The 20,702-nt window shown below is 63.1% G+C and carries 24 protein-coding genes; 6 read left to right on the top strand and 18 right to left on the bottom strand.

Going from position 1 to position 20,702, the window contains the following annotated elements:
• Window positions 1–639: an MBL fold metallo-hydrolase gene (locus FJ428_RS07245; RefSeq protein ID WP_140879158.1), complete on the top strand. Its 639-nt coding sequence runs from the start codon at window positions 1–3 to the stop codon at window positions 637–639.
• 89 nt (window positions 640–728) lie between these two features.
• Here the strand turns inward: FJ428_RS07245 and FJ428_RS07240 are convergent, their stop codons facing one another.
• The 3 genes from FJ428_RS07240 to FJ428_RS07230 form a co-directional block, all read right to left on the bottom strand.
• Window positions 729–1,151 (bottom strand): BA14K family protein, encoded by a 423-nt coding sequence (locus FJ428_RS07240; RefSeq protein WP_140516874.1) that lies wholly within the window; start codon window positions 1,149–1,151, stop codon window positions 729–731.
• A 190-nt stretch (window positions 1,152–1,341) separates the two neighbouring features.
• Window positions 1,342–1,554, bottom strand: a complete 213-nt coding sequence (locus FJ428_RS07235; RefSeq protein WP_006202521.1) for a cold-shock protein — start codon at window positions 1,552–1,554, stop codon at window positions 1,342–1,344.
• A gap of 322 nt (window positions 1,555–1,876) precedes the next feature.
• Window positions 1,877–2,089, bottom strand: coding sequence for a cold-shock protein (locus FJ428_RS07230; RefSeq protein WP_006202520.1), 213 nt, complete (start codon window positions 2,087–2,089; stop codon window positions 1,877–1,879).
• 581 nt (window positions 2,090–2,670) lie between these two features.
• Between FJ428_RS07230 and FJ428_RS07225 the strand changes: the two genes are divergently transcribed.
• Window positions 2,671–3,075 (top strand): Kazal-type serine protease inhibitor, encoded by a 405-nt coding sequence (locus FJ428_RS07225; RefSeq protein ID WP_140631846.1) that lies wholly within the window; start codon window positions 2,671–2,673, stop codon window positions 3,073–3,075.
• Window positions 3,076–3,153: 78 nt separating this feature from the next.
• On the opposite strand, the gene FJ428_RS07220 is transcribed toward FJ428_RS07225, so the two are convergent.
• From FJ428_RS07220 to FJ428_RS07205, 5 genes are all read right to left on the bottom strand, one after another.
• Complete coding sequence (locus FJ428_RS07220) at window positions 3,154–3,378, bottom strand: hypothetical protein (RefSeq protein ID WP_140496001.1); 225 nt, start codon at window positions 3,376–3,378, stop codon at window positions 3,154–3,156.
• An 89-nt stretch (window positions 3,379–3,467) separates the two neighbouring features.
• The gene (locus FJ428_RS30225) at window positions 3,468–3,605 is read right to left on the bottom strand and encodes a hypothetical protein (RefSeq protein WP_181165218.1); all 138 of its coding nucleotides are present in this window, start codon (window positions 3,603–3,605) and stop codon (window positions 3,468–3,470) included.
• 42 nt (window positions 3,606–3,647) lie between these two features.
• Window positions 3,648–3,929 (bottom strand): hypothetical protein, encoded by a 282-nt coding sequence (locus FJ428_RS07215; protein WP_140496000.1) that lies wholly within the window; start codon window positions 3,927–3,929, stop codon window positions 3,648–3,650.
• A complete protein-coding gene (locus FJ428_RS07210) occupies window positions 3,926–4,195 on the bottom strand; it encodes a hypothetical protein (protein WP_140516870.1) in 270 nt (89 codons plus the stop codon). Before FJ428_RS07210 ends, FJ428_RS07215 begins: the two co-directional genes overlap by 4 nt.
• A 168-nt stretch (window positions 4,196–4,363) precedes the next feature.
• Window positions 4,364–4,570, bottom strand: a complete 207-nt coding sequence (locus tag FJ428_RS07205; RefSeq protein ID WP_140495998.1) for a cold-shock protein — start codon at window positions 4,568–4,570, stop codon at window positions 4,364–4,366.
• A gap of 323 nt (window positions 4,571–4,893) precedes the next feature.
• On the opposite strand from FJ428_RS07205, the gene FJ428_RS07200 reads away from it, so the two are divergent.
• Both FJ428_RS07200 and FJ428_RS07195 read left to right on the top strand, forming a co-directional pair.
• On the top strand, window positions 4,894–5,118 hold the full coding sequence (locus tag FJ428_RS07200; protein ID WP_140516868.1) for a hypothetical protein: 225 nt from the start codon (window positions 4,894–4,896) through the stop codon (window positions 5,116–5,118).
• Between the two features lie 187 nt (window positions 5,119–5,305).
• Entirely contained in the window at window positions 5,306–6,940 is a 1,635-nt protein-coding gene (locus FJ428_RS07195) for a sulfotransferase (protein ID WP_140516866.1), read from the top strand.
• Window positions 6,941–6,991: 51 nt separating this feature from the next.
• Here the strand turns inward: FJ428_RS07195 and FJ428_RS07190 are convergent, their stop codons facing one another.
• The 9 genes from FJ428_RS07190 to FJ428_RS07150 form a co-directional block, all read right to left on the bottom strand.
• Complete coding sequence (locus FJ428_RS07190) at window positions 6,992–7,345, bottom strand: DUF1428 domain-containing protein (protein WP_140495995.1); 354 nt, start codon at window positions 7,343–7,345, stop codon at window positions 6,992–6,994.
• 113 nt (window positions 7,346–7,458) lie between these two features.
• Window positions 7,459–7,884, bottom strand: a complete 426-nt coding sequence (locus FJ428_RS07185) for a glyoxalase/bleomycin resistance/extradiol dioxygenase family protein (protein ID WP_140879156.1) — start codon at window positions 7,882–7,884, stop codon at window positions 7,459–7,461.
• A gap of 153 nt (window positions 7,885–8,037) precedes the next feature.
• Window positions 8,038–8,220 (bottom strand): hypothetical protein, encoded by a 183-nt coding sequence (locus tag FJ428_RS07180; protein WP_140495993.1) that lies wholly within the window; start codon window positions 8,218–8,220, stop codon window positions 8,038–8,040.
• Window positions 8,221–8,349: 129 nt separating this feature from the next.
• Window positions 8,350–8,658, bottom strand: coding sequence for a HigA family addiction module antitoxin (locus FJ428_RS07175; protein ID WP_140879154.1), 309 nt, complete (start codon window positions 8,656–8,658; stop codon window positions 8,350–8,352).
• A 27-nt stretch (window positions 8,659–8,685) separates the two neighbouring features.
• Entirely contained in the window at window positions 8,686–8,964 is a 279-nt protein-coding gene (locus tag FJ428_RS07170; protein ID WP_140879143.1) for a type II toxin-antitoxin system RelE/ParE family toxin, read from the bottom strand.
• 64 nt (window positions 8,965–9,028) lie between these two features.
• Window positions 9,029–10,555: an ABC-F family ATP-binding cassette domain-containing protein gene (locus FJ428_RS07165; protein WP_140879141.1), complete on the bottom strand. Its 1,527-nt coding sequence runs from the start codon at window positions 10,553–10,555 to the stop codon at window positions 9,029–9,031.
• Between the two features lie 416 nt (window positions 10,556–10,971).
• Entirely contained in the window at window positions 10,972–14,133 is a 3,162-nt protein-coding gene (uvrB, locus tag FJ428_RS07160; protein WP_140524897.1) for an excinuclease ABC subunit UvrB, read from the bottom strand.
• A 127-nt stretch (window positions 14,134–14,260) separates the two neighbouring features.
• Entirely contained in the window at window positions 14,261–15,919 is a 1,659-nt protein-coding gene (locus tag FJ428_RS07155; protein WP_140495989.1) for a DUF2778 domain-containing protein, read from the bottom strand.
• A gap of 618 nt (window positions 15,920–16,537) precedes the next feature.
• A complete protein-coding gene (locus tag FJ428_RS07150) occupies window positions 16,538–17,794 on the bottom strand; it encodes a hypothetical protein (protein ID WP_140879140.1) in 1,257 nt (418 codons plus the stop codon).
• Between the two features lie 143 nt (window positions 17,795–17,937).
• Here FJ428_RS07150 and FJ428_RS07145 point away from each other — a divergent pair, with 143 nt between their 5' ends.
• Window positions 17,938–18,966, top strand: coding sequence for a CapA family protein (locus FJ428_RS07145; RefSeq protein WP_140879139.1), 1,029 nt, complete (start codon window positions 17,938–17,940; stop codon window positions 18,964–18,966).
• 164 nt (window positions 18,967–19,130) lie between these two features.
• A complete protein-coding gene (locus tag FJ428_RS07140) occupies window positions 19,131–20,099 on the top strand; it encodes a DUF3137 domain-containing protein (protein ID WP_140879267.1) in 969 nt (322 codons plus the stop codon).
• 16 nt (window positions 20,100–20,115) lie between these two features.
• Here the strand turns inward: FJ428_RS07140 and FJ428_RS07135 are convergent, their stop codons facing one another.
• Window positions 20,116–20,610: a DUF2314 domain-containing protein gene (locus FJ428_RS07135; RefSeq protein ID WP_140495986.1), complete on the bottom strand. Its 495-nt coding sequence runs from the start codon at window positions 20,608–20,610 to the stop codon at window positions 20,116–20,118.
• Between the last annotated feature and the right edge of the window lie 92 nt (window positions 20,611–20,702).

Below are 20,702 nucleotides of genomic sequence, written 5' to 3'. Positions count from 1 at the left end.
ATGGGTCAGCTCAATGCCGGCATCGTGCCGGTCACGCCTTTCCAGCAGAATTGCACGATCCTGTTCGACATGGACGACAAGCACGGTGTCGTCGTCGATCCGGGCGGCGATATCGACAAGGTGCTGGCGGCGCTGAAGGACAATGCGATATCGGCCGGCGCGATCTGGATCACGCATGGTCATATCGACCATGCCGGCGGCGCGATGGAGTTGAAGGAAGCGCTCGGCGTCGAGATCATCGGCCCGCACGAGGCCGACAGGATGTTGCTCGACAATCTTGAGAACCAGGGCGAGCGCTATGGCATTGCCGGCGTGCGCAACTGCGTGCCCGACCGGTTTCTCACCGAAGGCGAGACGGTCTCGTTCGGCTCGCATCTCTTCGAGGTGCTGCATTGCCCCGGCCACGCGCCCGGCCATGTCGTCTACTACAATCGCGCGGCCAAATTCGCCCATGTCGGGGACGTGCTGTTTCGCGGCTCGGTCGGGCGCACCGACCTGCCGGGCGGCGATCATGCGGCACTCATCGCCTCGATCAAGGACAAGCTTTTGCCGCTCGGCGACGACATCGGCTTCATCTGCGGCCACGGTCCGGGCGGGCGTTTCGGCGAGGAGCGGCGGAGCAATCCGTTTTTGACGTGAAGCGCGTCGCGCCGAAGCCGGTGCCGGCTTGACAAAAAAAGCGCCGGCCTTGCGGTCAGCGCTTTTTGTTGAGGCAGGGAAGCCCTTGATCAGTTAGCGGTGCAGAAATGCTGCTCGCCGTCATTGCCGGTGAAGGTGCCGGTGCGGGCGTTGAAGGTGCGGTACCGGTCGGAGCAATAGTCGTACCAGCCGCGCGTCCACGGTTCGGCATAGCGGTCGGCGTAGACCACTTGCGGTTCGGCATAGTAGCGGCGGACCGGCGCCGGGCGAATCCGCACATCGCGATCGTAATAGCCATCATCGTAGTAGTCGCGGGGCGGCGGCTGCTGGTTGGCCAACGCACCGCCGATCAGCGCGCCGGCCGCGAGGCCGAGGACGCCGGCGGCAATGGCATCGCCATGGTCATGATGGTGGCGGTGACGCCAATCGCCCGCATTGGCCGCGGGCAAGGCCGCGAACGTGGTGGCAACCACTGCGGCGGACAGCACGGCTGTCTTGAAAATTCGGTTCATGTCGATCTCCTTCGTGCCGGCCCGTAAGAATTCCGGGGATGCGGTCCGGCTTTACGAAAGATTAATATGAGACCGTGGCTGAACGGGGGCTGAACGAATTTTTGCCTGACCGGAGGGCACGGGCATCAACTATCGAACGCTCCAGGGAGCGAAGCTGTCCTGCCAGAACAGCCGCCGTTCCGGAGCAGGCTCAGCCGATCGACAGGTTGACGGCCTTGGGACCCTTGCCGCGCTTGTCAGGCTCGGTGTCGAATGTCACTTTCTGCCCATCCTCAAGACCGGGAAGACCCGACGCCTGCACGGCCGAAATATGAACGAAGACATCCTTCGCGCCATCATCCGGTGTGATGAAGCCGAACCCTTTGGCATGGTTGAAGAATTTGACGGTGCCGGTCTGCGGCATGGGAAGCTCCTTTGATCCCATAAACTCCAGTCTCGGGCCGGCAAATGCCCGAATGGAAATTTGTCCTTTATTTTAGCGTCATCGGCAAGAGAAAGTTTTGCGGGCACTTAAAGCGCGTCGCGCTTTAAGTTTTCATTATGATGCATGTCGTTGACCCGACACCGGATCCACTTTGGGGCGACAGCATTTTTGCTGCGCTGCGACATGAAAAAGGCGCGACGAAAATCGCCGCGCCTTCAAAATTCGTTTGCCTCTTCCGAAGTCATTCAAGCTTCGGAGCCTCAGTCGCACGGCCAGGAAGGGCGTGCTGCTGGCCGATGGCTCAGGCGGCGCGGAGGTTGACGGCCTTGGGGCCTTTGCCCATCCGATCCGGCTCGACGTCGAAGGTGACCTTCTGGCCGTCGACGAGCGTGCGCAGGCCCGAGGCCTCGATCGCGGAAATGTGGACGAATACGTCCTTGGCGCCACCGTCGGGCGTGATGAAACCGAAGCCTTTGGTCGCGTTGAAGAATTTAACGGTGCCGGTCTGGGCCATTGGGGAAACTCCTTCACCCGTTCAGTCTTGATGGTCCTGCCCGCCACCTCGCGTCGAGGGCAGTTCCCGGTGGTAGCTTTCGGCAGTCATGCATTGGCGCATGGTCAAACCCCCCGCCGAAAAACGGGGCCGTCAGAGATTCACAGTATCGGGGAAAGGTCGTCCAAAACGTTCCGCTCTCCGGGTCGCAAATGCCCGAACACGGAATTTATCGCACGGAAAAGTGAAGGTTGCAAGATAGCGCCGCGGGCCGCCCCCGATGGGCGCGTCCCGACGCATGAATCGACCAATCCGAGCATCGACGCGCCGCAAATAGGCCTCGTTGCCTGAGGGGTCATCGGCCACAGCCCCGTCACGCATGGGCCAGCGGCGGCGACGGCTGGCGGTGCGAGGCGCCGGGATAATCCAGGCGACGTTCTTTTTAGCAGCCGGCTGCAAACGAGGGTTGCAATCGGCGATGGAATGCGGAGGATCGCAACAGCGCGACTGGTTTGAGCCTTTGCTTCGTGAATATCATTGTCCCGAACAGCTGCGTACTTGGAGCGGCACGCAGCGAGGCGAGGATCGAGGGAGAGACGATCATGAGGTTTCTTGCGGCAATCTTCTCGCGACAGGGTTTTGTCGTCCTGTTCCTGTCGGCTGTTCTTGCCGCCTGTACAGTGGTCGTCGACGACGGCCCGGGACCGCGGCCACGGCCGCCGCGGCCGGGACCGCAATTCTGCACCAAGCAGTACGAGCCCGTCTGCGCCAGGCGCGGTGACGACCGCCAGACCTTCGCCAATGCCTGTCTTGCCGACCGGGCGGGTTATGGCATCGTGCGCGACGGTCCCTGCCGTGACGGCGGCGAGGGTGGCGGCGAGCAGACTTTCTGCACCCGCGAATACGCGCCGGTCTGCGCCCGGCGCGGCGGAGAGTTGCGAACCTTCCCCAACGCCTGCGAGGCACGCGCCGCCGACTACCGCATCGTTGGCGGGGGCCGCTGCTGAAAGGCCGGGTGTTCGTCTTTTCCGCACCTTGGGAAAACGCGGATGCCGTCTAAAACAAATTTCGGGGACGTGTGACGGTCACAACGCGGATGGATAGGCGCCGTCGGCCGGCCCGGAGTAAAGCTCGCTGCCGTGCTCATCGCAGATGCGCACGCGATCGGGGATTTGCGGCATTGCGAGCGTATGGAAGAGCGCGGTGGCGCCCTGCCAGGCTGCGCGCAGGGTAGGGGCTTCCAGCGACACCTTGTCGAGCGTCGCTTCCTCGGCTTCGCGCGATCGGTAAAACTCGATGACGAAATTCAAGGACGCCTCCATGATGCGTTGTTCCGCCAGGGAGATTCTCCGGCAGGAGATTCTGCGGCAGGGATGGGCGCGGAAGAAGTCGTCCGCGATCAGCTCTTCGATTTCGGCTTCAGGCCGCTCTCGGCCTGCTTGACCGACGAGCCGAACGGGGAGGCGGGCTTGGCCACCACCTTGTCCTTCTTGGGCTTTCGTGTTTCGCGGTTGCTGCGCTGTTGACCCTTGGCCATCTTGTCTGCTCCTCGTGCTGGTGGTCTGGCGGCGCCGGGGTCTCAGACCGCCGGATTGTTGCCAACAGTCGGATTGTCACCAATCGGATTGTCGGCTGGTTCGAGATTGTCTTCCGTGGTGACCCGCTCGTGGGTCTCCTGCTCGCTGCGGATGCGGTACTGCGGGGAGCCGTCCTTGACCGGCAGCCTGCTCTTGATCTCGAACAGTTCCGTTGTCTTGTTGAGGAGCCCTGTGCGGCTCTTCATGCGCACGGTCTGGCCGACGGCGAAGAGATGCGAGGGCGTGTCGGTGCGCGGACGCGCATTCTGCTGGAAACGGATCATGCTGCATTCTCCCTGTCGCGCTTCAGCGCTGTTTCGAGGTCCAGGTAATCGATGGCGACGAGTTGACTGGTGGTCGGGTTTTTCACCGCCCTTGCCGGCAAATGGATGAAGGTGGCGACGCGGCGCCAGGCAAGCCGCGACATGCCCTCGATCAGCTCTTCGTCGTGATCGATGTCGTAGTCGCCCGCCGGCAGTTGCCCTTCCAGCCCGCCGAGTACGAAAGGAGCCATGAAATGTGCGACGGAATGGGTCGTGCGGTCCGGCATTGTCCTGCCTTGATGTTTTAAGCCCTGTGGCGACATGCGAGGCGGAGAGCCTCAAAGCAAAAAAGCGGGGACGAGCCCCGCTTTCCTATTTCCGGCAATCGCTGGAAATAAGCCATTTTCGAGAGCTGCCAGTACATCCGTGGTCAGCGGTCATCGAATTCGGCCGGATCAGATCAGTTGCAAATTGGCGGCCGACTCGCGGCCCTTGGCATCACGCTCCAACTCGAATTGCAGCTTCTGGCCTTCGGCGAGGCCAGGAAAGCCCGCGCGTTCCAATGCGCTGACGTGGACGAAAACGTCCTTGCCGCCGTCGGTTGGTTGAATGAAGCCAAAACCCTTCTGGCCATTGTAGAATTTCACGGTTCCGGTGTTCATGGGTGTCTTTCGAAGAATGAGAACGGTCGCGGAGCAAATGCGCCGCGCTGCCGATATCGATGATTTGGAGTGAGATTGGCGGGTCGAGAACCTCTGACGCCGCGAAATGCCAATTCTGGCCCAAACGCTCGTATATATGTAGCTCGACTTTGCATGATTTTCAAGAAGATTTGGAAAAATAAGTAAGCCAAAGGAAAAAGATTGCTGCGTTCATTTGAAAAACTCTGCTATGGTTTGATGATATTTTCCAAAAATTCTCAAAAAATCATTTTGGGGTCCACTCCCGAAATTTGCGTTTTATTTCTCCAAAAAGGACAAAAACCATGGTTTCTGCGAGAAGCTCAAGAGGTAATACCACAGCGATCAACCCGCCCATCAGGCCGGCCACCGCATATGCCGTCGCCATCGGGCGTACCGGCAAACCTATGATCGTCAAGTCGGCGCGGCTGACCGTCAGGAGCGACGAGGCTGAAAGGCGGACGATCGCCGATACTGACGGAACGGTTCGGCGCGCCAGGCAGACGGCCGAGACCAACCGGCTGATTTGATCTTGTCCGCGCCGATGGCAAGCGCAAGAAACCAAGCAAAGCCTTGAACCCGCCGCGCCAATGGCCTAGATCGCGGCAGGCGGACAAACACGGCAGGTTTCCCATTAACAGAGATCAGAGACGAGCGGCGGGTGCTGGCGCCAACTCCGGCTCGGGCGGACAGCCGCCGTCGAGTCTCGACCAGCATGTGCAGAGGGCGCTGCAACTGCATCAGGCGGGGCGGCGGCAAGAGGCCGAGGCGCTCTATCGGCAAGTGCTGACGCACAAGGTCAACCATGCGGCGGCTGCGCATTTTCTCGGTCTTTTGCTGCACCAGACCGGGCGCAGCGCCGAGGGGCTCGGTCTCCTCGAGCAATCGGTGCGCTTGCAGCCGAAGAATCCGGATTTCCTCAACAACCTCGGCACGGTGATGCGCGATCTCGGCCGTGTCGCGGCGGCCGCCGACTTCTTCCGCGGCGCGGTGGCGCTGCGGCCGGACCAGCTAGCGGCGCGCGACAATCTCGGCTCGTCACTGAAACAGCTTGGGCAGTTCGAGGGCGCCGAGGAGATCTATCGCGGCACGGTCGCGCGCAATCCCTTCCATTTCCGCGCCCGCATCGGGCTTGCCGAAACCTTGCAGGAAGCGGGGCGCCTGGACGAGGCGCTGGCCGTCTTTCGCGAGGCGCTGTCGATCCGTCCGAAGGACGCCGAACTGCTGCACGGGCTGGGCGTCGGGTTGATGGAAAAAGGCGAGCTCGACGAGGCGGCCGAGCTGTTCCGGCAGGCGCTGGCGGCCGATCCCGGCATGGCGCGCGCCTGGCTGATGCTGACGCAGGTCAAGCGTCAGAAGGAGCGCGATGCCGAATTGACCGGGATGGAGGCCCAGCACGCCAAGGCGCTGCCGGACAGCCTGGCGCGCATGCAGCTTGCCTTCGGCCTCGGCAAGGTCAATGACGATCTGAAGGATTATAACAGAGCCTTCGACTATTTCGCCGAAGGCAATGCCATCCGCCGCAAGGGCATCGACTACGACGCGGAAAGGACACGCGCCGAATTCGAGGCTATGAAAACGGTGTTCGACAGGGATTTCTTCCAGAAGCACAGGCCCAGCGCGATCTCCGACGATACGCCGATCTTCGTCGTCGGCATGCCTCGTTCGGGCACGACCCTGGTCGAGCAGATCATCGCCAGCCATCCGCAGGTCTACGGGGCCGGCGAGCTCGGTATCCTGAAAACGGCGGTCGGCAGGCAGTTCCCGGCGACCATGCCCGGCGGCTTCCCCTGGGGCGTTTCGGATGCGCCCGATACGGATTTTGCCGAGGCGGGACGCGCCTATCTCGACATGCTGCATGCCCGCTATCCGCACATGCGCCACGTCACCGACAAGATGCCGGGCAACTTCCTGCTTGTCGGCTTCATCCACATGATGATGCCAAAGGCCAGGATCATCCATTGCGCCCGCGATGCGGCGGCAACCTGCCTTTCGATCTACAAGGTGCATTTCCGCGGCGACAGCCACCGCTACGGCTATGATCTGGGCGAACTCGCCGATTTCCACAATCTCTACACGGACATCATGGCGCATTGGCACAAGGTGCTGCCCGGCGTCGTGCACGATGTGCGCTACGAGGATTTCGTCGCCGACCAGGAAGGCCAGAGCCGGGCGCTGATCAACTATCTCGGGCTGCCATGGGACGATGCCGTGCTGTCGTTCCACCAGACCGACCGGCCGGTGCGCACGGCTTCCGCCGCGCAGGTGCGCCAGCCGATGTATCAAGGCTCGGTCGACCTGTGGAAGCGCTACGGCGACAGGCTGAAGCCCCTGCTGGACAGACTGGCTTAATGCGGCTCGGCATTTCCGGCGGAGCGCTCCCGCTCCGCCCAAGTGCGTTGCCTACAATTCCATGAACGTCTGGAATCCGCCGAAGATCATGCGCTTGCCGTCGAACGGCATTGTCGACATATCCGGCTGCAATCGTGGATCGGCCATCACCTTGGCCATGACCGCGTCGCGGTCCTGCCTGGATTTGTAGACGATCCAGGAAAAGATGACGACTTCGTCGTCCTTGGCCTGCACGGCGCGTGGAAACGACGTGACCTCGCCATAAGGCACATCGTCGCCGACGCACTCGACATAGGCGAGCGCGCCGTGTTCCTTCCAGACGGCGCCGGCGGTGTTGGCCAGCTTCTTGTAATCGTCGAGTTTTGCCTTTGGCACGGCAAGCACGAAACCGTCGACATAGGACATGGCAATCTCCTTGTTTGCTGCATCCGGCGCCGGGCCGGCAGGGATGCGACCCGGGGCAAGTGGGCGCGCACTTCTCGCCGAGAGTGCTGACGCCCGCTATCGAATTGCGACGGTTATTGCTCCACTGGAGCGTTCATCGCCCATGCGACTCCGAAAGGGTCCTTCACCTGGCCCCAGCGGTCGCCCCAGAACATCACCTGCAGCGGCGTCACGATCTCGCAGCCGGCGTCGACCGCGCGCTGCCACCAGCCGTCGATCTCGTCGCTGCCGAGATGAAGCTGGAGCGTATAGCCCTGCGGCGCCTGGTGCGGGTGGCCGTGCTCGGGATAGGCGTCGCCCAACATCAGCGTCGAGCCGTTGATGTGGAGGTGGACATGCATCGTGCGGCCTTTTTCGTCTGCGGGGTAGGCAAAGGCCTGTTCGGCGCCGAACGCCTTCTGGTAGAATTCGGCAGCCTTGAAGGCGCCGTCCACCTGCAGATAGGGGGTCAATCCGCCGAGCACTTTCGCCTTGGGCTGAACAGGGGTCTGGTCGGTCATTGCGTGTTCCTCTTCACGTTTGATTTGGCCTTGCGGACATAGGACGCGTGAGGTGACGGCGGTCCTACATGGGCTTGAAATTTTTCTCGTGGGCCGGGCCCGGACTGGCCGGGCGACCGGCGAACTCCAGCAATAGACGCATGGCTCGGCCGTTCATATGACCCTGGCCGGGACGGCGGCTGAGCGGCGGCTGTTCTGCGCGTCGAAGAGTTCCGGAAAGCCGATGTCCTTGCGCAGTTCGACGGGCAGCGAAAGCAGGATGCGCTCGCTGCGATGGCGGGCACGCGCCGCCGCATATCGGGTTGCGATGCGGCCGATGGAGGAAAGGACGGACATGATGCATTCTCCCTGGGTTGGCGCCGGCATCATCGTGTCGGCATCCCAAGGACGAGGCAGGTTCAGGCGATCCGACAGGTCGTCGTTTTTTTTCTCGCAGCGTTTAATTTCTCATTCGAGCGCCACGGCCTACGCAACCTTGAGCGTCGGAATAGCCGAAACATCCACCTCACGTTCGGCATGCCAGGCATCGAAAGCTGCCTGCATGCGAAGCCAGATCGCGGTCCCGTCGCCGAACAGCTTCCCAAGGCGGGCGGCTACAGCCGGTGAAACCGGCTTCTTTTCGCGGATGATGTCATAGAGCTGCTGCCGGGAGATGCCGAGCAGGTTTGCAATTTCCACCTTGGTCTTTCCAGTTGCCGGGATAATGTCCTCAAGCAGCGCTCCCGGGTGGGAGGGACAGCGCTCGATAGGACGCGTCGGCTCGTGCACGCTCATAGGTCGAACTTCTCCAATCTGGCCGCCTCAGTGGTATTGCTCGAAATCGACGCGGGCGGCGTCCTTGCCGTCGAATTCAAACGTGATGCACCACGGGACGTTGACGTGGACCGTGTAACGGATGGGATCGAAGCCTCTCAGCGCATGGAAGGCAAAGCCAGGAAGGTTCATCTCCTCCGGCTTTTCTGAAGCTTCCAGGCGGTCAAGCCGGACAAGAATGCGCTTGTGCATCTTGGCGTCGATCTTGCCGGTTTTCCCGGTTTGAAAGAGCTCTGACAGGGCCTTGTTCCTGAAAGACTTGATCATGACGTATGTAAACAGATCGCTTACAAGATTCAAGGACCTGTAAGCGGATAATTTACAATCCGATCTATCCCGCCCCTTCAGCCACTGAGCGGAAGAACTCCTTGGGATCGTCGACTTCGGTCAGCCGCCGCCTCTCGATCAGCCAGAAGCGGTTGCCGATGGCACGGATGAAGGAGCGATCGTGCGAGGCGAGCACGCAACTTGCCTGGTGCTTGAGCAATTCCTCCTCCAGCGCTTCCTGGCCGTCGATGTCGAGATGGTTGGTCGGCTCGTCGAGCAGATAAAAATTCGGATTGGCGAGCCTCAGCGCCAGCATCATCAGCCGCGCCTTCTGGCCGCCGGACAGCACACCGATCCTGCGCTCCTGCATCTCGATGCCGACGCCGGCGCCGGCAAGCAGAGAGCGGGCGCGCTGTTCGCCGACATCGTAACGGCGCGACACCATCGCCAGTGGCGTATCGTCGCCGCCGATGCCGGACAGCGCCTGGTCGCTGTAGCCGAGCACCGTCGACGGCGTCACCTTCACGTTCTGAACCGTGTCGGGTTCGATAATGGCGTTGCGGATCAGGGTGACGAAGCGCGACTTGCCGACGCCGTTGCGGCCAAGCAGCACGATGCGGTCGCCCTGGCAGATGTGGCGCTTGCCGGTCCTGAACAAGAGCGTGCCGTCGGGCGTTTCCACCGCCGCGTCGTCGAGCGTGATCAGCACCTTGGCGTGCGTGCCGCGATTGGCCAGCCGGATCGCCCCCGCCGATTTCTCGTGATGCGCCGGGGCCGCCGCGTCCTCAAGTCGCTCCGCGCGCTGCTTGAGCTGCTTGGTCTTGACCGTGAGAAGGTCGCTGCCCGAATTGATGCCGATATTGTTGAGCTTGGCGGCCTGGCGTCGCAATTGCTGCGCCACCTTCATGTCGCGCTGGAATTTTCGCTCCGTCGAGGCATCGACCTCATCGAGGGCCTGCCGGGCGCGGGAGTAGGGAAGGGAAAACACCGGCGACTGGTCCGGGCGCAGGAACAACGTGCGGTTGGTGGCGGCGTCGAGAAAGGCGCGGTCGTGGCTGGCGATCACCACCGGCACCTCTCGCGGTAGCGCGTTCAGCCAAGTTTCGAGCTGGCTGATGCGGGCAAGGTCGAGATGGTTGGTCGGTTCGTCGAGCAGCAGCATGTCGGGATCGGTGACCCAGACACGCGCGATCAGTGCCAGCCTCTGCCAGCCGCCGCTCAGCGCCTGCATCTCTCGCTCGCGCATCGCCTCAGGAACGTCGAGCGAATCCAGCACCACATTGACACGCCATAGTTCGCTTTCGGCTTGCTCGGGCGGCAAAGCGTCAGCCACCACCTGATGAAAGCTGCGGCCAAGCAGGGCAGCAGGAACGGACTGCTCGACATGGCCGACGCGCAAGCCGCGCGTGCGGGTAATGTCGCCGGAGGTCGGCTCCATCTCGCCGGCCAGGCATTTGAGCAAGGTCGACTTGCCGCGACCGTTGGCGGCAACGATGCCGAGCCGGTCGCCGCTGCCGATGGTGAGGTCGAGATTGGAAAAGAGCGGCGCACTCATCGTGACGCCGAGGGATTTGAGGCTGATCAGGGCCATGTCGATTTCTCTGGTCTATCCGGAAAGTCCGGCTCAATGCACTTTGTCAGTGCGCAAGCGGCCATCAGGCTCGGCAATGCGCACCACGAAGGGCAGACCAAAAAATCGAAGCGGGAAAAACCCGGACCGTCCCTGGTCAGCCCTGCAAGCAAGCTCGCAGGGCGGAAATCGGGCCACGCTGACGATGGTGATCGATAAACACGCAGCCCTCCTTTCAAGACGTTTGAGTGTGGGGACTGAGTACACCAAAGGTCATGCGCTGGGCAAGAGGAGGGTAGTGTCGAGCGGGGCGCTGAAGCTGCCAATCTCCCCACTCGTGGGGGAGATGTCCGGTCCACCCTCCGCAGCTGCAGCGCAGCTGCTGCGGAGGACGGGCAGGACAGAGGGGGCGCCGTCCAGCCGGCATTTCGAACGAACTACTTTCCGGGCCTTCCTGTCTTTGCGGGCCGGCGCTTTTCGCGGCGGGCGTCGCCGGGGTCTTCATAAGAACCAATGCCGGCGCGTTGGCGCACGACGGGTTTGTCCTCGCGTTCCTTCGCGCCCCCGTCTGTCCTGCCGGCCCCAACAACGGGGGAGATCGGCTGAGGCTTCGCCGGCACTTTTCCCTCGACCGGTTTCTCGGTGCGGCGCACGGTCATCTCGTCGAGAGAGTTTTTCTTGAACAGCGGTTTGGTCGGCTCGCCGGGAATGCCGAAATCCGAGCCGTGTGCTTCGGACGCCGATTGTTTCTTGAACAGCGAGCGCGACACCGCACCGGCCGGCGTCGGCATGTCGGTGCCGGGACCCATATCGTCGATCGACGGTTTGGCGAACAGCGGCTTCTTCACCGGCACCGCGCCATCGGCACCCATCTCGTCGAGATCGGGCTTGCGGAAGAGATTGGGCCGGGCAGCCTTGGCTGCCTCTTCGGCGGCGCGTGCTTCGTCGAGCTTGCGGAAACGCTCCTGTTCCTCCGATGTACGATGCCTGGCCACGCCCTTGTTGTGCTTGCCTTTTTCGCGGCCCGAGACCGGACTTTCCATATCGGCGTATTTGGCCAGCGGATCGTCGGAGATCGACATCTCCATCTCACGCAGCCGCTTGATCTCGTCGCGAATGCGGGCCGCCTTCTCGAAATCGAGGTTGGCGGCGGCGTCGCGCATCTGCTTCTCCAGCGCGTCCAGATGGGCCTTGAGGTTGTTGCCCATCATGGCGCCGGCGCTGTCGGTGAACTGTGAGATGTCGGCGCGGACATGGTCCTTCTCGTAGACCGAATCCAGAATGTCGGAGATGCGCGACTTGACCGATTCCGGCGTGATGCCGTTGGCGGCGTTCCACTCCATCTGCTTTTCGCGACGGCGATTGGTCTCGGCCATGGCGCGTTCCATCGAGCCGGTGACCTGGTCGGCATAGAGGATGACCTTGCCATCGACATTGCGAGCGGCGCGGCCGATGGTCTGGATCAGCGACGTCTCCGAGCGCAAAAAGCCTTCCTTGTCGGCGTCGAGTATGGCGACGAAGCCGCATTCGGGGATGTCGAGGCCTTCGCGCAAAAGGTTGATGCCGACCAGCACGTCGAAGGCGCCGAGGCGCAAATCGCGCAGGATTTCGATACGCTCCAGCGTGTCGATGTCGGAGTGCATGTAGCGCACGCGCACGCCTTGCTCGTGCAGATATTCGGTGAGGTCCTCGGCCATGCGCTTGGTCAGCACGGTGACCAGCGTGCGGTAGCCGGCCTTGGTCGTCTCCCGGATCTCCCCGACGACGTCGTCGACCTGGGTCTTGGCCGGGCGCACCTCGACCGGCGGGTCGATGAGGCCGGTCGGTCGGATGACCTGCTCGGCGAACACGCCGCCGGACTGCTCCATCTCCCAGCCGCCGGGGGTTGCCGAGACAGCGACCGAGAGCGGGCGCATGGCGTCCCATTCCTCGAAGCGCAGGGGCCGGTTGTCCATGCAGGAAGGCAGGCGGAAGCCGTATTCGGCAAGCGTCGCCTTGCGCCTGAAGTCGCCGCGATACATGCCGCCGATCTGCGGCACGGTGACGTGGCTTTCGTCGATGAAGACCAGTGCGTTGTCGGGGATATATTCGAACAGTGTCGGCGGCGGATCGCCCGGCTGACGTCCGGTGAGATAGCGCGAATAGTTCTCGATGCCGGCGCAGGAGCCGGTGGCTTCCAGCATTTCCAGGTCGAAGCGGGTGCGCTGCTCCAGCCGCTGCGCCTCCAGCAGGCGGCCGGCGCGCTCGAGCTCGACCAGACGGTGCTTGAGCTCTTCCTTGATCGACTTGATGGCCTGGTTCAGCGTCGGGCGCGGCGTCACATAGTGCGAATTGGCGTAGATCTTGACGCTTTTCAGCTCGCCCGTCTTCTGGCCGGTCAGCGGGTCGAATTCGGTGATCGCCTCGATTTCGTCGCCGAACATGGAGATGCGCCAGGCGCGATCCTCAAGGTGGGCCGGGAAGATCTCGATCGTGTCGCCGCGCACGCGGAACGAGCCGCGCACGAAATTGATGTCCTGGCGCTTGTATTGCTGGGCGACGAGGTCGGCGAGCAGAGCGCGCTGGTCGAGCCGGTCGCCGATCTGCATCTGGAAGGTCATAGCCGTATAGGTCTCGACCGAGCCGATACCGTAGATGCAGGAGACCGAAGCGACGATGATGACGTCGTCGCGTTCGAGCAGCGAGCGCGTCGCCGAGTGGCGCATGCGGTCGATCTGCTCGTTGATGGAGGATTCCTTCTCGATGAAGGTGTCGGTGCGCGGAACGTAGGCTTCCGGCTGGTAATAGTCGTAGTAGGAGACGAAATACTCCACCGCATTGTCCGGGAAGAATTTCTTGAACTCGGAATAAAGCTGCGCCGCCAGCGTCTTGTTCGGCGCCAGGATCAAGGCGGGACGCTGCGTCTCCTCGATCACCTTGGCCATGGTGAAGGTCTTGCCCGAGCCGGTGACGCCGAGCAGCACCTGCGTGCGGTCGTTGTTTTGGACGCCCTCGACCAAGTCCTTGATGGCGGTCGGCTGGTCGCCGGCCGGCTCGAAATCCGACACCATCTTGATGATGATCCCGCCCTCGGACTTTTCCGGCCGGGCAGGCCGGTGCGGCGTCCACAGCACGCCGTCCTTGTGCAGCGGATTGCCGGATTCAATCAATGCCGAGAGAGCCGCCACCGTCGCGGTGACGCCGCTCGACGTCATCGTCTCGGCTTCCTCGAGCGAGACGTCGAGGCCGGCGACGGGATTGAGGCCGGCCGCCGCGCGCTCGCGGGCTGTCGCCGCGCCGCCCATCGAGGTGCCACGCGCCGTGCGCCCGGGCGCTGCGGAGCGCTCGGGGATCTTCTTCGACGGCTTCGGCGACTTGCCGCCGTCCTTGCCGGCCTGGCGCCCTTCGCGTTCGGCTTCCTGCTCGATCTGCTCGGCCCAGTCCGCGACCGAACCGGTGAGCGGCGTGCCCGACAGTTCGGGCTGCGGCATCTCGGCGAAGCCGCCTTTGTGCAGCGGTTCCGAGGCGTCGAGGAAATCGGTCAGCGGGCTGCGCCGCTTGGGCGCGGCGCGGTCGTCATTCGCCGTCGACGGCGTTCTCTTTTCGGTGGATTTGACCATGGCCGGAATATGGGAGGTCTTGGCGAAAATGGAAAGAGCGCGATCAGCCGAGGCGCATCTCCAGATGCAGCTCCTGACAGAAGGCTGTCAGGAGGAGGCAAGTGCCGGTGATGCCTGCCTATTGCGGTCAGGCGCCGCGTGCGTTGTCCGCCACGCGTGTCGGCGATCCGTTCAGGCGCGGCACCACGACGAGGCGCTTGATTTTGCCCTTCTTGAAGGCGGCGAGGAAGCGCGCATAGTCCTTGAAGGCGACGCATCCACTGGACTGTGCGTAGCGGCCCCGAAGCAGGTAGGTGTGGGCCAGCAGCCCGTCGCGGTTGTATTTATTGCGGCCATCGACGGGTGTCAGACGCAAAGCCTCGACACCATGAAAGCGCGACTCGCGCAAGGACAGATTGTAGGTGTTGGGCGGTGTCGGTCCGCGGTTCTTCTGATCGGCATAGCGCGGCTGGTCCGCCATGGCGCCGATGCCCGAATGCGCTTCGAGCCTCGAACCGTCGGGCATGTAGACGGTCTTGGCGCTGATGTCATAGATGGCGACACCGCTGCCGGCTCCGCTCCTGGAGCCGCCCGGCGCGTTGAACAGGTTCCTGAACGCCTGGCCGAGGCCGCCCGAAGGCGTGTCTGGCTTTGCATAGGCCAACGCGTCGCCGCCATCCGCCGGCCGGCCCTGCCGGGCCGGCTTTGCCGGCTGGGCTTGCTGGATCGGCTTTGCCGGCTGGGCTTGCTGGACCGGCTTTGTCTGAGGTGCCGGCTTCTGCTGCACGACCTTGGGCTGTTGAGTCGGCTTTTCCTGCTCCACGGACTTCAACGGCTCCGGCGCGTCGAATTGCGGCCGACGGGTCGGCAGCGGCACGTCATCGGTGAGCGCGTCGGGCAAGGCCGCGGCATCGCCCGGCTGTTCCTGCTGGGTTTCGACAGGCGAAACCGCGACATCGGCCGAAGAGTCCGTCATCGGCAATGGCGAGGCGAATGCCTCGTCCTCGACAGGCAGCGAGCGGGCAAGCGCGAGGGCCAGTTGCGAATTGTCCGGCGTGCCGGCATCCGGCTGGGCAAAATGCATCGGCTGCGGCGCTGTCTGGACAACCACCGAGCCGGTGTCGATCCGGGCGAAGCGCTCCGCCGCGGGTGCCGGCAAGTCTTCAGACAGGCTGGCGACGAGCTTGGCGCCCGGCACCAGCGATGCCTCGGCGACCTGTGGAGCGGAGGTCGAGATGATAGGACGGGCGGGTGCGCCGGCCGTGGCCACGGGCTTGGCCGCGTTGGCGAAGGCGGCGGCGAGCTTGCTTGGCGAGAGAGATGCTTCCATGCGCTCGAAGCGCTCCTGCGAGGTCGTCTTGGCGACCGGGACCGGGTGTGCCGTGGACGCGGCCACGAGGCGCGCCGACTTTTCCGCTCGAGGAGCGAGCGCGGCCAGCCTGAAGCATCCGGAGCCGCATTGCACGGCGTGGTTCTGCAGCGCCTGCGTGCCGCCATCGGCGTTGGCCAGTGCGAATGGCGCAGCGGGCATCAGAAAATGCTGTTTCAGCGGATCGGCAAGAGCGAGCGAGCCCGGCATGGCCAGCCTCTGTGGCAGGACGCTCGACGTCGACGACAGCGAAGCGCCGACGGAGCTCAGACCAGCCATTGTCCCGACCAGCCACAGGCCAACGGCAGCGCTGACGCCGGGCACGGCGACCCAGCGGACGATCCGCTTAGAGTTGAAGGATGAGGCACGTGACGCGTTGTCGGCAGCTTCGCCGTCCCAACGCCTGTCCCCGACAATTTTCTTACTCAAGAACGCCATTCAACCAATCTTGCTCCAATCGGCTCCCACGTCCGCGGCTGTGATAGCCGCGACGACCATTCTGTGAGTGATCCCAGGTGGTCCCCGACGCGTTTGCCGCGCCTGTCTTTGGTTGCCGATTGCTTCAAAATATGGACAAAGTTGGTTAACCAATCCCTCTCAAAACCAACCGAGAGACGTGGACTTTGTGCCAAAAAAGGCTCGTCCACGACCATGAACGCGGTATTGCAGCCCTTCCAAGAGTATTTTGCTGCCTGCTTTTAACGGCCGAGTCAAGCAAAACAGCTCTTGCTAATTGAAGCGAATGGCCGCTTCAGCGGGGCCGCGACGGTGGCGCGTGTCATTCCGTACTCCCGAGAAGGCCCAGCGCGTCGCCCCAAAACTGCTATCCGCCCGCAGCAGATAACCGGCCAGTACCGCGGTTTCGCGGCGACCATTGATCGGCCACCGTGTTGGCGCGGCGGTTCGCGCCGGAGGAGGCGGAAGCGGTGCTGTACCAGGGCGCGATTTTCTAGGGTTTGCAATGGAGCTTCTACCTCCCCCTTGTGGGGAGGTCGGAGCGCAGGTCCGGGTGGGGGGCTGGCGCCGACCGCCCAGGAACGCAGCCCTGTTAGGCCGTCAATTGAACCACAGCGCAAACGTCAGGAAACCACCGCCGCCGAATTCGCTCTGGATCTGGTCGAAATCGTCGCTGGTCAGGATTGTGCCGCTTTCGAGATACGGCGCGATGGCCGGGCCGGTGATCGACAGCACCAGGTCGAACGGTTTCGGCTCGTCGAAGAAGCGCTTCATATTAATGCCCTTGCCGGTGATGCGGAAATGCGGCAGCAGCACGCGGCCTTGGAGCAGGTCCTCGGCCATGGTCAAGGTGGCGAGCCAGGCCGCGACCTGCTGCTCTCCGACTTCGAGGCCGGTGAGCGGGTTTTCGCCCTTCTGTTGCGGTCCCGGCAGCCATTCGCGGTCATTGTCGGTCTCGGCGCGGATCGCCTTCCAGTCCTCGCGCGACAGCCGGATCATCTCCAGCAGGGGACGGCGCGCCGCCTGCCGCCGCTCGGGCTCGACCACCGGCCAGTTGACGAGATGCACCAGCGAGATGAAATCGGCGATGCGCCATTCCGAGGAGAAGATGCTGCTGCCCATGTCGCCAGCCGGCGGAACGAGGATGTCCTGCAACGGCAGTTTTGCGCGCGGGAAGAGCATGTGGAAGGAACCGTCGAACGTGCTCCTGAAATCGTGCGCCAGCCAGAAATCGGCCTGCGCCATCAGGAACTCGGCATAGCCCTGCAGCCAATAACCGTCGGCGCGGTCGAAGCGGAAGGTGAGCGCAGGCGCGGCATCGTCGGGAGCCACGCCGCCGCGCGACAGCGAGGCCATTATGGCGGCCATGCTTTCGTCCGGCGCGATCGTGCCGTCCTCGTCGAGGTCGATACCGACCTGGGTGAGGTCGATGACAATGCCGATATCGGCATCGGCAGGCACCGAGCCCAGCGTGGCTGCGGATTTCTCGAGCCGGTTGCGGAAGGCGACCAATATGGCGCGGAACTGTTCGTAGGTCAGCGGTTCGGGGTTCGGGTTTTCCGGCACAGGCAGCCGCATCAGCGGCAGCATGAAGGATCGCGGGCTCTCGAAGCCGTGGCGGTGCAGGCCGCTGGCCAGCAATTCCAGCGCGGTGAAGAATTCGCCGGCGCCGGCGGCATAGGCGGATGCCGGGTCGGTGGATGCGGCTGCCTCCAGCGTCGAGAGCGCCGTGTCGCGCGCGACCACGGTTTTGGCCTCGAACAGAGCGGCCGCGGTTTCGGGCATGGCGGCCTGCGCCGAAGACATCGGCAGAACCAGAGCAAGTGCCAATGCCAGCAGACTTGCCAGTGGTGTCATTTTCCCCCTCCCATGCGCGTCGTGCCGGCAATCATACACGCATTTGCAATGCCGCGTCTGCCGGGCGCTGATGCATGATTGCCATTGGCTGGCTTCAACGCGCCCGGCAGACGGTCTACACAGGGCAAACGATTGGACATCGCGTGTCGAACTATCCGCTCTCCTACAAACTGTCGTGGCTGCCGCGATTCCTGAAACCGTCGCTGTCCGGTGGTGTGCAAGGCTTCGCGCCCGTGGCCGGAACGATGGTGGATCGGGCGCCGAAACGGACGGTGCGGCTCGCCTTCGTCGGCGACATTTCGGCGGTGGCCAACCGCAGCGCGCCCGACTGTGATCCGGTGATCAAAACGCTGCTTGGCGCGGCCGACCTGGTGATCGGCAATTGCGAAAGCCCGATCGTGGACAAGCCAAGCGCCGTGCTCGGCACCAGGCTCGGCACCCATCACGCGATGAGCGAGCGCTTTCTCGGCGACGCGTTGGCGGCAGTCGGCATCTCGCGTGAAAGACTGGTGCTGTCGCTGGCCAACAACCATGTGCTCGACCAGGGCGTCGCCGGTTTCGATGAGACCGTGGCGGCGCTGAAGCGGCTCGGTATCGGCACTATTGGCCTCGCCGGCAACAGCCCGGTGCAGCCTGTCGAAGTCGGGCCGCTGACTGTCGGGTTCGCCGCCTTCACGCTGTGGCGCAATGCGGGCGAGGACCTGTTCGCCGACCGCGTTTCGATGGCCGGCGATATTGCCCACCTGCGAGGTGACGGGTTCGATCTCCTCTGCGCCGTGCCGCATTGGGATTGGGAGTTCCGCCACTTTCCGCGCGCCGAAACGCGGAGACTGGCGAGGCGCCTGGCAGGGCAGGGCGTCGGGCTGATCGCCGGCCACCACGCCCATGTCGTGCAGCCGGTGGAGTGGATCGGCGATACGATTGTCGCCTATGGACTTGGCGATTTCCTCGGAACCGCCCTTATCCGCCAGCCTTGGCCGGGACGCATTGGCGGGATTCTTGTCGCCGACGTCAGCGCCGATGCGGGAACGCGGGGGTCAGTCATTTCCTACCGGATGCATCCCTTTGTGCGGCTGCGCGCCGGGGATCATGAGCGGCTGGCGCCGGTGGAAGGATTGGAGGGCCGCATGCGTGACAAGGTGGAGAGGCGGTTGAGCGCGGTCTTTCCGTAACTACAGGTGGTGGACATTGGCCAAGATCGCCATGTCGGCGCTTTTCCAAGCGCTGATGATTGGCGAATGAAGAGGCGGCGCAAGCATCTGTTGAAGAGGCGCTACAGTCGATACTTCAGACAAAACCGGCTATCATGAACCGGTCCAGGCAAGCGGGGGTGGCGGTGGAAACAGCGGATTTCATACCTGGCGACGCCGTGGTTGCCGGCATCCGGAAAAACATCGAGGCTTATGAAGCGGCGCGGGCCTCCGTGGTGCGGCAGGTACGCTGGCGGGTGCCGCTGTTCGTCGGTTTGGTGCTGGCGACGGTGGTGCTGATCGCCTGGCTGTTCAACAAGGTCGCCGATCCCAACGAGCAATGGTTCTCGACGCCGCATGTGTTCCTCTATGTCGTCGGTTTCGCAGCTTCGATCCTGCTTTATTTCCAGGCGATGAAGCCGGCGACGCGGCTGCAGCAATCATTTCGCCAAACACTGCTGCCCATCATCTTCGGCTTCATCCGCGACGTGCGCTACGCGCATGGCGGGCGGCCAAATTCCTTCGACCGGCTGCCGCGCGAGGCGGTCGGGCCGTTCAACCGGGAGTCGTTCGACGATGTCGTTTCCGGCCGCTACGAAGAGTTTTCGTTCGAGCTCTACGAAGCGGAACTGCGGGAAGGGACAGGCAAGGGCTCATCGACGGCTTTCAAAGGCGTGATCGTCGCCTTCGAAGCCATCGAACCGTTGCCGGGAATCCTGGTGGCGACGCGGCGGACCAATGCCGTCGTCGGCTTCTTCCGTGGCATGTTCGCCAGCAAGATGCAGGAACTGTCATCCGGCGTGCCGGAACTCGATGCCGCCTATGAGTTCCGCACCGACAATGCCGAGGCGGCGCAGCCATTGGTGAGCGGCCGGTTGGCGCAAGCGCTGAAATGGCTGGGCGAAACCTGGCCGGAGGAACCGGCGCGCGTGGCCCTCAACGGCAGCGACGGTTTTCTGCTCCTGCCGCAGGCGAAGAATTTCTTCGAATTGCCCGCCATTTCGGTGCCACTGGACTACCAGACCCATGTCGCGCCGATGATATCGGATATGGGCGCGATGCTGGCGACGGCAGCGCTGGTGCGCAAGATCGGCGCCAGGGACGAAGCGGCTTGATCAGCCGGCGTTCCCGTCAGCAATCGAAGCCGTACTTTTCGCGCATGTTGTCCGCCTCTTCTTTCGACATTCGCTTGAACATCACGCAGATCGTGAAGCTGCCGACCTGATGGCCGTCCCGCGTATATCCCCAGTCGGAAATGTCGTCCCTGGTGAATTCTATGTTCTGGCCGAGCACGACGTTGTGCACTGCCTCCGGCTCATTGGCCAATATGCCGACAAACCCTGTCCCGGCACGGCGGAACGGTATGACCCAGAAGTGCTCGGTGACATGCCCATCCCGCACCTTGACCTTCAACTTGAACCTACCTGTGCCGGAGGGAGGCATTTCGGACAGTGCCAGGAATTCATCGAGGCCGGCGAGCGCCTGCGCGGTCGCCGCCGCCATGTCGGGATCGCCCGGAGCGAAGATGATCCCCTTGTCGTCACCCGGATCCACGCCTTGCGCGCCGACCGATCCCGGAGCAAGCGCCAGCATCAAGGCTGCCGCAGTTCGAACCGCTGGTTTCATGGAAGGCCCCCCTTCATCGTTGCGGTCGACACAATGCTGCATCCCCATCCGGTTTGCAACCTTTGCGCGAGTCTTGTCTCTTCAGGTCCAAG

Origin of the sequence: Mesorhizobium sp. B2-8-1 (assembly GCF_006440955.1) — a bacterium.
GTDB lineage: Bacteria > Pseudomonadota > Alphaproteobacteria > Rhizobiales > Rhizobiaceae > Mesorhizobium.
The sequence above is the reverse complement of the archived record's forward strand: the minus strand, read 5'-3'. Positions and strand labels throughout refer to the sequence as shown.

Excerpts from the sequence above, each read along its gene's own strand:
- FJ428_RS30225 (WP_181165218.1), bottom strand. The coding sequence starts at position 3,605 with ATGGCCAAGGGTCAACAGCGCAGCAACCGCGAAACACGAAAGCCCAAG.
- FJ428_RS07240 (WP_140516874.1), bottom strand. The coding sequence starts at position 1,151 with ATGAACCGAATTTTCAAGACAGCCGTGCTGTCCGCCGCAGTGGTTGCC.
- FJ428_RS07170 (WP_140879143.1), bottom strand. The coding sequence starts at position 8,964 with ATGATCAAGTCTTTCAGGAACAAGGCCCTGTCAGAGCTCTTTCAAACC.
- FJ428_RS07210 (WP_140516870.1), bottom strand. The coding sequence starts at position 4,195 with ATGCCGGACCGCACGACCCATTCCGTCGCACATTTCATGGCTCCTTTC.
- FJ428_RS07150 (WP_140879140.1), bottom strand. The coding sequence starts at position 17,794 with ATGACACCACTGGCAAGTCTGCTGGCATTGGCACTTGCTCTGGTTCTG.
- FJ428_RS07185 (WP_140879156.1), bottom strand. The coding sequence starts at position 7,884 with ATGACCGACCAGACCCCTGTTCAGCCCAAGGCGAAAGTGCTCGGCGGA.
- FJ428_RS07225 (WP_140631846.1), top strand. The coding sequence starts at position 2,671 with ATGAGGTTTCTTGCGGCAATCTTCTCGCGACAGGGTTTTGTCGTCCTG.
- FJ428_RS07200 (WP_140516868.1), top strand. The coding sequence starts at position 4,894 with ATGGTTTCTGCGAGAAGCTCAAGAGGTAATACCACAGCGATCAACCCG.
- FJ428_RS07215 (WP_140496000.1), bottom strand. The coding sequence starts at position 3,929 with ATGATCCGTTTCCAGCAGAATGCGCGTCCGCGCACCGACACGCCCTCG.
- FJ428_RS07135 (WP_140495986.1), bottom strand. The coding sequence starts at position 20,610 with ATGAAACCAGCGGTTCGAACTGCGGCAGCCTTGATGCTGGCGCTTGCT.
- FJ428_RS07190 (WP_140495995.1), bottom strand. The coding sequence starts at position 7,345 with ATGTCCTATGTCGACGGTTTCGTGCTTGCCGTGCCAAAGGCAAAACTC.
- FJ428_RS07245 (WP_140879158.1), top strand. The coding sequence starts at position 1 with ATGGGTCAGCTCAATGCCGGCATCGTGCCGGTCACGCCTTTCCAGCAG.
- FJ428_RS07230 (WP_006202520.1), bottom strand. The coding sequence starts at position 2,089 with ATGGCCCAGACCGGCACCGTTAAATTCTTCAACGCGACCAAAGGCTTC.
- FJ428_RS07180 (WP_140495993.1), bottom strand. The coding sequence starts at position 8,220 with ATGTCCGTCCTTTCCTCCATCGGCCGCATCGCAACCCGATATGCGGCG.
- FJ428_RS07165 (WP_140879141.1), bottom strand. The coding sequence starts at position 10,555 with ATGGCCCTGATCAGCCTCAAATCCCTCGGCGTCACGATGAGTGCGCCG.
- FJ428_RS07235 (WP_006202521.1), bottom strand. The coding sequence starts at position 1,554 with ATGCCGCAGACCGGCACCGTCAAATTCTTCAACCATGCCAAAGGGTTC.
- FJ428_RS07205 (WP_140495998.1), bottom strand. The coding sequence starts at position 4,570 with ATGAACACCGGAACCGTGAAATTCTACAATGGCCAGAAGGGTTTTGGC.
- FJ428_RS07175 (WP_140879154.1), bottom strand. The coding sequence starts at position 8,658 with ATGAGCGTGCACGAGCCGACGCGTCCTATCGAGCGCTGTCCCTCCCAC.
- uvrB (WP_140524897.1), bottom strand. The coding sequence starts at position 14,133 with ATGGTCAAATCCACCGAAAAGAGAACGCCGTCGACGGCGAATGACGAC.
- FJ428_RS07155 (WP_140495989.1), bottom strand. The coding sequence starts at position 15,919 with ATGGCGTTCTTGAGTAAGAAAATTGTCGGGGACAGGCGTTGGGACGGC.